At 40.5% G+C, this 13,824-nt stretch carries 11 protein-coding genes; 2 read left to right on the plus strand and 9 right to left on the minus strand.

The features are described 5' to 3' along the window. Position 1 precedes the first annotated feature (1 nt). From ligA to O3622_RS02015, 5 genes are all read right to left on the minus strand, one after another. Complete coding sequence (gene ligA, locus O3622_RS01995) at positions 2-1,960, minus strand: NAD-dependent DNA ligase LigA (protein ID WP_247929713.1); 1,959 nt, start codon at positions 1,958-1,960, stop codon at positions 2-4. Positions 1,961-2,049: 89 nt separating this feature from the next. Then, positions 2,050-3,228: an MFS transporter gene (locus tag O3622_RS02000; protein WP_180833253.1), complete on the minus strand. Its 1,179-nt coding sequence runs from the start codon at positions 3,226-3,228 to the stop codon at positions 2,050-2,052. Positions 3,229-3,308: 80 nt separating this feature from the next. Then, complete coding sequence (locus O3622_RS02005; protein WP_247929714.1) at positions 3,309-4,172, minus strand: MutR family transcriptional regulator; 864 nt, start codon at positions 4,170-4,172, stop codon at positions 3,309-3,311. Positions 4,173-4,174: 2 nt separating this feature from the next. Further along, the gene (locus O3622_RS02010; protein ID WP_371606944.1) at positions 4,175-6,076 is read right to left on the minus strand and encodes an ABC-F family ATP-binding cassette domain-containing protein; all 1,902 of its coding nucleotides are present in this window, start codon (positions 6,074-6,076) and stop codon (positions 4,175-4,177) included. Between the two features lie 78 nt (positions 6,077-6,154). Then, complete coding sequence (locus tag O3622_RS02015; RefSeq protein WP_000722099.1) at positions 6,155-7,309, minus strand: DUF4352 domain-containing protein; 1,155 nt, start codon at positions 7,307-7,309, stop codon at positions 6,155-6,157. Positions 7,310-7,718: 409 nt separating this feature from the next. Here O3622_RS02015 and O3622_RS02020 point away from each other — a divergent pair, with 409 nt between their 5' ends. Together O3622_RS02020 and O3622_RS02025 are read left to right on the plus strand one after the other, a co-directional pair. Continuing rightward, positions 7,719-9,437 carry a phospho-sugar mutase gene (locus O3622_RS02020; protein ID WP_371606945.1) on the plus strand — a complete coding sequence of 573 codons (1,719 nt, stop codon included), beginning with the start codon at positions 7,719-7,721 and terminating at the stop codon, positions 9,435-9,437. 106 nt (positions 9,438-9,543) lie between these two features. Further along, entirely contained in the window at positions 9,544-9,891 is a 348-nt protein-coding gene (locus O3622_RS02025; protein ID WP_195184290.1) for a thioredoxin, read from the plus strand. A 33-nt stretch (positions 9,892-9,924) separates the two neighbouring features. Here the strand turns inward: O3622_RS02025 and O3622_RS02030 are convergent, their stop codons facing one another. The 4 genes from O3622_RS02030 to O3622_RS02045 form a co-directional block, all read right to left on the minus strand. Continuing rightward, positions 9,925-10,734, minus strand: coding sequence for an MBL fold metallo-hydrolase (locus O3622_RS02030; RefSeq protein ID WP_001290607.1), 810 nt, complete (start codon positions 10,732-10,734; stop codon positions 9,925-9,927). A 1-nt stretch (position 10,735) separates the two neighbouring features. Beyond that, positions 10,736-12,085: a cell wall metabolism sensor histidine kinase VicK gene (gene vicK / locus O3622_RS02035; protein WP_000568720.1), complete on the minus strand. Its 1,350-nt coding sequence runs from the start codon at positions 12,083-12,085 to the stop codon at positions 10,736-10,738. Continuing rightward, complete coding sequence (yycF, locus tag O3622_RS02040) at positions 12,078-12,785, minus strand: response regulator YycF (RefSeq protein ID WP_000722056.1); 708 nt, start codon at positions 12,783-12,785, stop codon at positions 12,078-12,080. Before yycF ends, vicK begins: the two co-directional genes overlap by 8 nt. 56 nt (positions 12,786-12,841) lie before the next feature. Next, on the minus strand, positions 12,842-13,824 hold a 983-nt coding region (locus tag O3622_RS02045), incomplete at its 5' end, for an A/G-specific adenine glycosylase (RefSeq protein ID WP_371606946.1).

Raw genomic sequence — 13,824 nt, forward strand, 5'->3', positions numbered from 1 at the left:
TTTACAAACTTTCTAGCCAGGCCTCATCTCGAACTTCGATACCAAGTTCTTGTGCTTTTTGGAGCTTGCTTCCTGCATCTGCTCCTGCTACGACAAGATTCGTTTTCTTAGATACACTGCCTGTGACTTTGGCACCTAGACTTTCGAGTTTATTTTTGGCTTCTGAGCGTGTGAGACGTTCCAATTTTCCAGTTAATACAACGGTCAAACCTGACAAGGCCGCATCCGCTACTACTGTCTGTCCTTTGTAGTCCAGATTGACTCCAGCTTCTTTCAACTCGTCTAAGAGAATATTCGACCCTTCTGTAGCAAAATAAGTCTGAAGTCTTTGTGCAATCACACTACCCAAGCTCTCGATACTTGCTACTTCCTCAGGATCAGCTTGGGCTAGATTTTCAATAGAGTGGAAATGTTGGAGCAAGAGTTGGCTAGCCTTGCTTCCGACATGGCGAATTCCCAGACCAAACAAGAGCTTTTCAGCAGAGTTTTCCTTGGATGCTTGAATGGCCTGATACAGTTTAGAAGCAGACTTTTCCTTGACACCTTCTAAAAGGAGGAAATCATCTTCTTTCAAACGGTAAATATCTGCCACATCCTTGACTAAATTGGCAGCAAAAAGCTTTTCAACAATAGATGGACCAAGTCCTGTAATATTCATGGCGTCTCGAGAGGTAAAGTGAATCAAGCCTTCCATGATTTGAGCAGGACAACGAGGATTGATACAACGAAGAGCCACTTCATCTTCAAAATGAAGCAACTGACTGTCACAGCTCGGACAGTTAGTCGGAATATCTAGTTTTTCTTCAGAAACACGTTTAGACTCTACAACACGCAAAACAGCAGGGATGATATCTCCAGCCTTATAAACGATTACCGTATCATCTTTTCGGATATCCTTTTCAGCGATATAATCTACATTATGCAATGTTGCACGGCTAACAGTTGTCCCAGCAAGCTGAACAGGTGTTAGATTGGCAGTCGGAGTCACAACACCCGTACGACCTACTGTCCAGTCAACTGAAAGGAGCTGGGCTTCTTTTTCTTCAGCGGGAAATTTATAGGCGATTGCCCACTTGGGCGCTTTAACAGTAAAGCCGAGTTCTTCTTGACCTGCTAGGTCGTTGACCTTGATGACCACTCCATCAATATCGTAAGGAAGTTTCTCCCGTTCTTGTCCTACTTCTTGGATGAAATCCCATATCTCATCTATACTTTTAGCCAATATTCGTTTAGGATTAACTACAAAACCAAGCTGTTCAAGATGCTCCAAGACTTTTTCTTGACTATCACGAGTAGAAGGGCTGGCTTCTTGATAGAGGAAAGTCGCAAGATTGCGTTTGGCCACTACTGCTGTATCCAGCTGACGGAGGGTTCCTGCAGCTGCGTTACGAGGATTAGCAAATTCAGGCTCTCCATTTTCTTGGCGAGCTTGGTTGACCTGGTCAAATGAAGCGCGTGGCATGTAACACTCTCCACGAACAGTGATATCAAGTTCTTCTGGCAAGGTCAAAGGAATGTCCTTGACACGCTTGAGATTTTCAGTGATATTCTCTCCAATAGAACCATCACCACGAGTGGCACCGACAACCAAAATCCCCTTTTCATACGTCAGCGAGATAGACAAACCATCGATTTTCAGCTCACAAATATAGGTCGGGTGGGGTAATTCCTTTCGAACACGCGCATCAAAAGCTTCTAACTCTTCACGTGAAAAAGCATCCTGCAAACTGTATAGAGGATACTGATGACTGTATTTTTCAAAACCATCTAAAACCTTACCACCAACACGATGGGTCGGACTGTCCGCTAAAACTTGATCCGGATAGGCGGCTTCCAATTCGACCAACTCTCGGTAGAGGCGATCATACTCGCTATCTGAAACCGAGGGATTGTCACTCGTATAGTACTCGGTCGCATAGCAGTTAAGTAAGGCAACTAACTCATTCATTCTTTCATTCATAATCCCATTTTACCACAAAGCAAGCCCTCCTCACAATAGAGAAGGACTGAAAAATGGTTTGTAGTGTAATATTTTCTTAAAAAAAGAAATTATAACTCTTTTTTAAAATGACTTCGCACATAAACGAGGGATAAACAAGACAAGACGATGACACCGCTTCCAATTATCAGAAAAGAAGAGAGATGGACACTTGGTAGCACCGTCATAAAGCCTTTTGCAATCGGCATAAATAGGATGGCTAAGGTAAAAATGGTGCTTAGTACTCTTCCCAAGTATTCCCCCTCAACCTTTGTTTGCACCTGAGTAAAAAAGTGAATATTAAATATCGTCATAAACAGTTCACAAACTAAATTTCCAGAAAAGGAAAGAAAAGTTGGCAATGGTAACCCCATCATAAAAACCCCAACTCCAGTCAAGGCCAATAGAATCAAAAGATTATAAACACCTGCCTTTATTTTGCTAGCTAGAAGAGCTCCGATAATCGAACCAATAGCGCCCATAGTCAAAATAGTTGCATAAGCTCCTTCTACCCCGTATAGTCGATTTGAAAAAGGGAGGAGAAATTCAAAAGCTGCAAAAAAGAAATTAACACTCGAAGCTACTACCAAAAGGAAAAAGATCTCTTTCTGGTGCCAGATATAGCCAAGTCCTTCCCTCATATCAGCAAAAATATTTTTCCAGCTGAAAGTCTTTTTCTCTTGTAACTGAGTCTCTTTTTTGGGTAGAAAAGCTACTAAGGTAAATGCGATGAAAAAACTAATGGCATCTAAAACAAGCGTCATATGGAGACTGGCAAATTGTAAAACGAGGAAAGAAAGTACAGGGGAGCTAACACCTACAACCTGCAAAACGAGCTCTAAGCGAGCATTATAGGTCACAATCTCGTCTTTCTCTACAACATCAGTTATAATGGCTTTATTGGCTGTACGAGAAAATGCAAAGGCAACCGCCTGAACAATATTGGCAAAAATCAAGGCAGCAATCATCAAGCTATCATTTCTGATGAAAGAAATAGCTAAGCAAAGAATGCCACAAATCAAGTCCGTCGTCATCAAAATTTTGCGACGCGAAAAGCGGTCTGAAATCACTCCACCAAAGGGATTGACTAGAATTGATGTGACGAGTTCAGAAATCTGATAAATCCCAAGAACAGTCTGTCCTATCGTTCCCATTGACGCCAACCAAACACTGTTTCCATAATCATAGAGCATATTCCCTATTTTATTAATAGCCCCACGACTAATCAACTGGATTGCATGTCGATTCATATAAAAAGCTCCTCTCAAATTTTGAAACTATTGTATCAAAACTGAAAGGAGTCTCTTTATTTTTCCCTTATTTGGGAAATTTAAGCATTTACAAATTTTTCATAATGTTCCTGATAGTAAGCCACTTGCTCTGGAAGTCCAAGCAAATCAAAAATATGCATAGCCTCCTGCATCTGACTACAACCCTCTTCTTTCAAGTCTCTCTGGTAGAGGGCGAAACCTTTGAGATAATGGAAGATATTGCGCTCATAAAGCTTGATACCATTTCCAATCAACTTCTCCACATAGCCCTCAAAATAGTCCGCATCCGCAAAGGATCGATTTTCCAAACAATGCTGGTAACAGTTAAGAGCTAAAATCAAAACAAGTTTTCGATGACGACCAATTTCCTTGTAGTAGTCTTCCCTCTCCATCACTTCTCTGCCAATCCAAGCTACATAGTCCACATTGTAGAAAGTATAGAGATTACCGAAAAGAATCAACTCATACATAGTCCATTCTTCTGTTTGAAAAAGATAATCTGCTACCTTTTCCAAATCACTCTGACTCATCGTGTAACGAGCATCTCTTTGACAAATCAGACCTTGTAGCAGAATCCAATTCAGTTCAAAATAGAGGGGATTGGTCGAACTCTTTGCTTTCTCAAGCTGTTCCTTTTGAAGCTTTTGAAAACCTGCAATATCATTTGAGTAGTAAAGCGGAATAATCTGTGCCATCAAGGCAACATGTTCATGATTTTGAAAATCTCTAGCCTTGTCCATGAAATTTTCAATAGTCACATGAATATTATCCAAAATCTCAAAGAAACGAGAAACTGCTAGATCAGACTCCCCAAGCTCGAAGCGAGATAGCTGAGAGGTTGAACATGATTCACCTGCCGCCTCTTTTAAGGAATACTTTCCACTTGTTCGAAATTCACGAAATACCTTTCCTAGATGTTTCATCTTTACACCTGCTCTGATAATTCTTCCCACTCAAGCATGGCTTCTTCCTGACGATGGCTAATTTTGTCCAGTTCAGTCTGCAATTCCATGAGCTTTTCAGCATCATTGGTTTCCAGCATTTTTTCAGAAATGGCTTGGCTTTGAGTTTCTAACTCTTCGATTTCAGCCTCTAAACTCTCTATTTGGCGCATGAGCTTACGGGCTTCTTTCTGACTTTCTTTCTGAGCTTGGTAGTCATTGACTGGGCTTGCTTCTTTTGCTTGATTGCTAGTTAAATCTTCCTCAGCCTGAGCCATTTCAACTTCTGCTTTCTTTTCAACATAGTAGTCATAATCTCCTAGATAGAGGGTTGAACCACTCTCAGACAATTCCAGTACATGAGTGGCTACACGATTGATAAAGTAACGGTCGTGACTAACAAACAACAAGGTTCCGTCAAAGTCAATCAAGGCATTTTCCAACACTTCCTTGCTATCAATATCCAAGTGGTTGGTTGGCTCATCCAGAATCAAGAAGTTATTGTTTTCCATTGAAAGTTTGGCAAGCAACAGACGAGCTCGTTCACCACCTGACAGCATGCCAACTGATTTTTTAACATCATCTCCTGAGAAAAGGAAGGCACCAAGGCGGTTGCGGATTTCAACTTCTGGTGTCAGTTTAAAATCATTCCAAAGTTCATCTAGAACAGTATTACTTGGTGTTAGCTTACTTTGAGTCTGATCATAGTATCCAACCTCAACATTGGCACCAAAACGCTTCTCTCCTTTGATAAAGGGAATCTGATCCACAATAGACTTGATAAAGGTTGACTTCCCGATGCCGTTTGGTCCAACGATGGCAACAGCATTCATTTTACGAAGGTCCAGATTGATTGGCTCAGAGAGTATTTCTCCATCATAACCAATGGCTGCATTTTCAACTGTTAGGACAACATTACCAGATGTTTTTTCAGCCTGGAAGGTCATATTAGCTGATTTCTTCCCAGCTTCAGGTTTATCCAATCGCTCCATTTTTTCCAGTTGTTTACGGCGCGATTGGGCACGTTTGGTTGTCGAAGCTCTTACTAGATTGCGATTAACAAAATCTTCCAGAGCAGCGATTTCCTTCTGCTGTTTCTCATAGTTTTTTGCCTCAGTTGCTAGTTTTTGCTCTTTTTGTTCAACAAAACGAGAGTAATTCCCCACATAGCGATCCAAAGAATGCTTGGTCAAATCGAGCGTAATTGTTGCAACCTTGTCCAAGAAATAACGGTCGTGACTAACAATGATGAGAGCGCCACTGTAGTTGACTAGGTAATTTTCCAACCAGGCAATGGTTTCAATATCCAAGTGGTTGGTCGGCTCGTCCAAGACCAAGAGATTTGGTTTTTCAAGGAGCATTTTGGCCAGAGCAAGCCGAGTATTTTGACCACCTGAAAGCTCAGCAATTTTCATCTGCCACATAGACTCGTCAAACTTGAAACCATTCAAGATAGCGCGGATATCAGCTTCGTAGGTAAAGCCACCAGCCTGGCGGAAATTCTCTGATAAACGATCATAATCCGCCATCAGTTTATCTAAATCTTCACCAGACTTTTCACCCATCTCCAACTCCATCTGACGCAGTTGTGTCTCTGCCCGACGCAAGTCATCAAAGACGTGAAGCATTTCATCATAAATGGTATTTTCAGACTCAAAACGGCTATCTTGGGCTAGGTAAGACAGAGAGATATCTTTTTTCTTATTGATTTCTCCACTAGTTGGCTCCTCTTCTCCAACCAAAATCTTCAAAAGAGTAGACTTACCCGCACCATTTTTCCCAACGAGGGCAATCCGATCACGTTCATCAACCTGCAGATTAATATTATCAAAAAGAACCTCTCCTGCAAAAGAGCGTTCAATTTTATTGGCTTGTAGAATAATCATATCTCTATTTTACTATCTTTTTCTCTTTTGCACAATTGCAACGAAAAAAGTTCGAGTCATAAACTCGAACCTTTCATCTTAGTATCCAATGCCTCCACGGAATGTGCGAGCCATATCTTTCAATTCATAGTTTTTAGAAGAGGTATCGATGGTCCATTTTCCATCTTTCTTAGTCATTTTAATTTCATAACCCTCTTTCTTCATGTTATCACTAGTGTCTAGTGGAGTTGAATCAAATTGACTCGGTGCATTTTCCAAAATGTATTTCTCACCAGCTTTCATAGCTTCTGAGTAGTTGCTATATTTACCTTTGTTTTCTTCATAGAACTTACGGCTCAATTCATAAACATTCAAGTTATCCAAGTCGATTGTTTCTGGTCGAACATAAACAACAGCATAGTCTGGCAAGTATGTCTTCACCTTGTAATCAACTTTTGCTCTCTTAGCATTTGCTTTGATGTAAGCATCTGCGAATGTTCTAAGTTCTGAATCAGACGGTTTGTAGTTATAGAAACCTTTTCCGAATGACTCTGTAAATTTCTTGATAAACTCTTCTTTATCAGCTTTCGCATCGTTTGTGAATTCAGCACTATTATCAGAAGATTTTTTATCATCAGCAAGTGCTACAACTTGCGACTTTTTGTCAGTAGCACTTAGGTTCGTTCCACCACCAGAGCTTTCCCCATTAAGGTAAACAGCATCAACATATTTTTTCATTACATCTTTTGCTTCATCAATATTGTCTTCATACTGACTTGGATCCACCTTGATTGCTACATCGTTATTCTTTTTAGAATTTTCTTTGATGTCATCGTAAAAGCTAGGCGCGAAGTGAAGTTCATACTTAGCATTCTTGTCTACTTCATACACTACATAACCAGCAACGCTCTTTCCTTTAGAAAGACTGTCACCATATGACATAAATTTAGTTTTACTGTCGCTTTCATAAACTTGAATTGGTTGTAATTTTTCATCCTTTTCATTGTATAGCGTGATATCTTGGCTAGTAAAACTAAACTGTTTATCACGATTGTTCTTGATTTCGACTTGAAGTGCAAGGTATGTTGATGATGAATCCTCATCTTTAGGCAATACATACATACCGTCTTTTACAGAAACCTCAAAATTAGAGTTTGAAGCTGTACCATTGTCGCTTGCTTTTTTTTGAGCTCCACAGGCAACCAGTGCTAAAGCTGATAAAAGCAAGGCAGAATGCTTAAGAATTTTTTTCATAATGGATTCTCCTTTAATGATTTACTATATTTTACCATACGCAGAATAAAAATCAAAACAGAAACCAGATATTTTCAAAATATCTTAAATTTATAGAGTTTTAACTTAAATTTTTCTATCTGTTCATTTGATACATTAAAGGATTCTTTATAAAAAGAATAGAATATAACAATATTTTTGATTTTTTTCTTCAACAAACCTACAAAATCAATTATAAACTTTCATGTTATAAAGTATCTAATAATTAATTTTCATCGCTAACTTAGTATAAGTAAGCACAGTTCCCACCATTTTCCCGCTAAAGTGCATAAGTAAATTTCCTACATTTTAAGTTATGCTAACGTTTTACTAAAATGTCAAATCGTGATATAATGAAAGCGATTAAAGCAATAAACAAAGGAGACACTCTATGACTTACCAAGAAAATTATCAAAAATGGGTCGATTTTGCTGACCTTCCAGACTACCTTCGTCAAGATTTGGAAAATATGGACGAAAAAACAAAGGAAGATGCCTTCTATACAAATCTTGAATTTGGTACTGCAGGTATGCGTGGTTTGATCGGTGCTGGTACAAACCGTATCAATATCTATGTTGTTCGTCAAGCAACTGAGGGTTTGGCTCGTTTGATTGAGTCAAAAGGTGGAAACGAAAAAGAACGTGGTGTAGCAATTGCCTACGATAGCCGTCACTTCTCACCTGAGTTTGCCTTTGAATCTGCGGCAGTTCTTGCAAAACATGGTATCAAATCTTACGTATTTGAAAGCCTCCGTCCAACTCCAGAACTCTCATTTGCAGTTCGTCACCTCAACTGTTTCGCAGGTATCATGATTACTGCCAGTCACAACCCTGCTCCATTTAACGGTTACAAGGTTTACGGAGAAGACGGTGGACAAATGCCTCCACACGATGCAGACGCTTTGACTACTTATATTCGTGCTATCGAAAATCCATTCGCTGTGGAAGTTGCTGATGTCGAAGCTGAAAAAGCTTCTGGCTTGATTGAAGTTATCGGCGAAGCTGTTGATGCAGAATACCTTAAAGAAGTTAAAGACGTAAACATCAACCCAACCTTGATTGAAGAATTCGGTAAAGACATGAAAATTGTCTACACTCCACTCCATGGTACTGGTGAAATGTTGGCTCGTCGCGCTCTTGCTCAAGCAGGATTTGACTCTGTTCAGGTCGTTGAAGCTCAAGCAACTCCAGACCCTGACTTCTCAACTGTAAAATCACCAAACCCAGAAAGCCAAGCAGCCTTTGCTCTTGCTGAAGAACTTGGTCGCCAAGTAGGTGCTGATGTTCTTGTCGCAACTGACCCTGACGCTGACCGTGTTGGTGTTGAAGTTCTTCAAAAAGACGGTAGCTACCTCAACCTTTCAGGGAACCAAATCGGTGCTATCATGGCTAAGTACATCTTGGAAGCTCACAAAAATGCTGGCACTCTTCCAGAAAATGCAGCCCTTTGCAAATCTATCGTATCAACTGACTTGGTAACGAAGATTGCTGAAAGCTACGGCGCGACTATGTTCAACGTCTTGACCGGTTTTAAATTTATTGCTGAAAAGATTCAAGAATTTGAAGAAAAACACAATCACACTTACATGATGGGATTTGAAGAAAGCTTCGGTTACTTGATTAAACCATTCGTACGTGATAAAGATGCTATCCAAGCTGTCCTTGTCGTTGCTGAACTTGCTGCCTACTACCGCTCTCGTGGTTTGACTCTTGCTGACGGTATCGAAGAAATCTACAAAGAATACGGCTACTACGCAGAAAAGACAATATCTGTTACCCTTTCAGGTGTCGATGGTGCTGAGCAAATCAAAGCGATCATGGCGAAATTCCGTGAAAACGGGCCTAAAGAATGGAACGCAACAGCTATTACAGTCGTAGAAGACTTTAAAGCACAAACATCCACTGCTGCTGACGGTACTGTTACAAACTTGACAACTCCTCCAAGTGATGTGTTGAAATACACGCTTGCTGACGGTTCATGGATTGCAGTTCGTCCTTCCGGTACTGAACCAAAAATCAAGTTCTACATTGCTGTTGTTGGAGAAAGCAACGAAGATTCACAATCTAAGATTGCTAATATCGAAGCTGAAATCAATGCCTTTGTAAAATAAACAATTAAAAGATGAGATCAACTGATCTCATCTTTTTTCGTATCAAATCTAAGCATTTTTAAAAACTTTATGGCATACTAGATTTAAAAGAAAGCGAGGAAAACTCATGGAACAATTTTTAGAAAACATTAAAGATCTTGAAGTGACAACTGTTGCGCGTGCGCAAGAAGCTCTTGATAAAAAAGAAACTGCTACATTCTTTATCGGTCGCAAAACTTGCCCTTACTGCCGTAAATTTGCTGGCACTTTGGCTGGTGTGGTAGCTGAAACCAAAGCACACATCTATTTCATCAATAGTGAAGAACCAAGCCAACTAGAAGCTTTACAAGATTTCCGTTCACGCTATGAAATCCCAACTGTACCAGGATTTGTTCATGTTGAAAATGGAGAGATTAAGGTCCGTTGCGACTCTTCTATGTCAGCTCAAGAAATCAAGGACTTTGCTGGATTGTAAAAAAACAACAAAAGAAGGCACTCGCCTTCTTTTTTATATATCTGTCAATGGTGTTGCAGTATCTGGTGAGGTATCGTAAACTTTAAAGTCTACTCCGACTCCCAAATCCGCTTGGGCTAGCTGGTTGACCATGGTCATGTGAGCCAGCTCCTTGATATTGTTCTCTTTGGACAAGTGACCAAGATAAATTTTCTTGGTTCGATTTCCCATTGCACGAATCATGGCTTCAGCACCGTCTTCGTTAGAGAGGTGACCGAGATCCGACAGGATTCGCTGTTTGAGACGCCAAGCGTAAGATCCTGCTCGCAAAATCTCCACATCGTGGTTGGACTCGATGAGGTAGCCGTCCGCATTCTCGACAATTCCTGCCATACGGTCACTTACATAACCTGTATCGGTCAGCATAACGAAGCTCTTGTCGTCTTTCATAAATCGGTAAAACTGTGGTGCTGCCGCATCATGGCTAACACCAAAACTCTCAATATCGATATCACCAAAGGTTTTGGTTTTGCCCATTTCAAAGATATGCTTTTGCGAAGAATCAACCTTGCCAAGATACTTACTATTTTCCATAGCCTGCCAAGTCTTTTCATTGGCGTAAAGATCCATGCCATATTTACGAGCCAAGACACCGACTCCATGGATATGGTCTGAGTGCTCATGCGTAATCAAAATCGCATCCAGATCTTCTGGTTTGCGATTGATTTCAGCTAGCAGACTTGTAATTTTCTTACCAGACAGGCCTGCATCTACTAGGATTTTCTTTTTTGGGGTTTCCAGATAAAAGGAATTTCCACTGGAACCTGATGCTAAAATACTGTATTTAAAGCCTTTTTCACTCATTCTAGTCTTCTATTTCGTCCTCCCATATTTCTTCTTTTACGGCATCCTTATCATAAGGGAGCACTATGGTAAAGGTTGAGCCCTTACCGTATTCACTTTTGGCCCATATAAAGCCATTGTGTTGTTTGATGATTTCTTTTGCGATCGCCAGACCTAGACCAGTTCCACCTTGAGCCCGGCTTCTTGCACGATCCACACGGTAGAAGCGGTCAAAAATCTTCGGCAAATCTTGCTTTGGAATACCTAGACCTTGGTCTTTGATGGATAAAATCATCTGGTCATCAGTAGTTTTCATGCTGACAGTGATTTTCCCACCATCTGGTGAGTACTTAATGGCATTGTTAAGAATATTATCAATCACCTGAGTCATCTTATCGGTATCAATCTCGATCCAAACTGAATTAATAGGGTAATCTCTGACAAGCTCATATTTTTTCTCGTCATCCTGGCTTCTCATCTTATCAAAGCGGTTGAGAATAAAGGTGATGAATGCTGTAAAATTAATCAATTCCACATCTAACTGAGTGGTCGCATTATCAATACGAGAGAGATGCAAGAGATCTGTCACCATCCGCATCATACGGTTGGTTTCATCGAGTGAAACCTTGATAAAATCAGGAGCAACAGGATCATACAGAGCTCCCTCGTCCAAGGCTTCAAGATAAGATTTAACACTGGTCAAAGGAGTTCGCAACTCGTGACTCACGTTCGAAACAAAGAGTCTTCGCTCACGCTCTTCCTTCTCCTGCTCGGTCGTATCATGTAAAACGGCAACCAAACCAGAGATGAAACCTGACTCACGACGAACCAGAGCAAAACGTACACGAAGGCTCAGGTATTCCCCATTCACATCCTGGGAGTCAATCGTCAACTCAGGAATCTGTGTAATTAGATCACGCAGCTCATACTCATCTTCTATCTTAAGCAATTCAAGGATACTTTTATTCAGAACATCTTCTTTCTGCACACCGAGCTGTTTCTTGGCCATATCGTTGATCATAGTAATCTGGCCACGACGATTGGTCGCAAGAACGCCATCTGTCATGTAAGAAAGAATACTGTTCAATCGTTTACTCTCTTGTTCCAGATTTTCTTGGGTCAAACGAATAACTTCTGACAAATCGTTCAGATTATTGGTGATATTGGTGATTTCTGTACTTCCTTGCAAGTCCAAAACTTGAGAATAATCACCTGCAATCAAGTCCTTAACCTTTTGATTTATCTCCTTCAGACGGATATTATCCCGACGATTTTCCAGTAACAGCAAGGTCACCACCAGGATAAAGCCCAGTAAAATCAAGATAAAGATAAAATCGCTGGTCAGAATAGTTTGTCTAATATCTTCAATCATTATTTCTCATATAGTATCCAACACCACGACGTGTGAGAATGTACTCTGGACGACTTGGAGTATCTTCTATTTTCTCACGCAAGCGTCTAATGGTCACGTCCACAGTACGAACATCACCAAAATAGTCATAACCCCATACAGTCTCAAGCAAGTGTTCACGCGTAATCACTTGTCCAATATGAGACGCCAAGTGATACAAGAGTTCAAACTCACGGTGGGTTAAATCTAATTCCTCACCATATTTCTTTGCCACGTAAGCATCTGGAACGATTTCCAAATCACCAATTTGTAAAGGTTGCGTCTTCTTCTCATCAGACTCTTGGTTATCTACTGAAACTAGATCGGTACGACGAAGAAGGGCCTTAACACGAGCCTGCAACTCACGGTTTGAGAAAGGTTTTGTAACATAATCATCTGCACCTAACTCTAAACCAATAACCTTGTCAAATTCGCTATCCTTAGCTGATAGCATGATAATCGGCACGCTACTAGTCTTACGAATAGCTTTAGCAACTTCTAAACCATCAATTTCAGGTAGCATCAAGTCGAGGATAATAATATCCGGTTGCTCAGCTTCAAATAGCTCGATTGCCTCACGACCATTGAAGGCTGTTACAACTTCATAACCTTCCTTGGCCATATTAAACTTAATAATATCTGAGATTGGTTTCTCATCATCTACAATTAATATTTTTTTCATTTTATCACCTTTTCTTTATCTATTATAACAAAAAAATGTAAAGAAGGCACAAATGGCTACTGTAGGCCTTCATCTTCAAGATTTGTTTTATAAGCCTGCCAAATTTTTTGTTGAGGTTTCGCAAGTGGATAATCAGAAAACTCCTGAGGAGAAACCCAGCGAATTTCTCTGTCAGAAAACTGTTTTGTTTCCGTCACTTGACCAGCGATGATTTGAATATGCCATTTCCGATGACTAAATACATGCTTGACCTGGTCAAATACTTGCTGGGACCAATTCACTTCTAAATCATAATCTTGCTCTAAGTTTTCTTGAGGGCTTGGTCCAAATGCTCTGCTTTCCTCTTTGACTTGTGAAAAGAGATCTAGCTGATCGTCATCACTTGAGAAATCATCAACTTCGATCAAGGGGAAATGCCAAAAACCGGCTAGCAGTTTCTCGCTTTCATTTTTCTCTAGTAAATATTGCCCACGGTCATTGCGTACAACCAAAGCCTTGAGATAGATTGGGAGGGGCTTTTTCTTGGGCTCTTTGATTGGATATACATCCATAGTCCCATTCTGATAGGCTGCGCTAAAGTCCTTAACAGGGCTTTCTTCTGGTCGAGGGTTAACTGGAGCCTCTATGTCAGACCCTAAATCCATCAGAGCTTGGTTAAAGTCACCTGGTCGTTTCGGGTCAATCAAGATTTCCATCATTGCCTGAAAAATTTTGCGATTGCTGGGAACTCCGATATCATGATCAACCTCAAACAAGCGTGCCAAAACCCGCATGACATTGCCATCAACCGCTGGCTCAGGCAAATTAAAAGCGATACTGGAAATAGCTCCCGCAGTGTAAGGGCCAATCCCTTTTAAACTAGAAATTCCTTCATAGGTATTTGGAAATTGCCCCCCAAAGTCAGTCATAATCTGCTGGGCTGCAGCCTGCATATTGCGCACTCGAGAATAATAGCCCAATCCCTCCCAAGCCTTCAACAAACGATCTTCAGGGGCATTGGCCAGACTTTCAACTGTTGGAAACAAGTCCAAGAATCGTT

This window comes from Streptococcus sp. 27098_8_51, from assembly GCF_041432205.1.
Lineage (GTDB): Bacteria > Bacillota > Bacilli > Lactobacillales > Streptococcaceae > Streptococcus.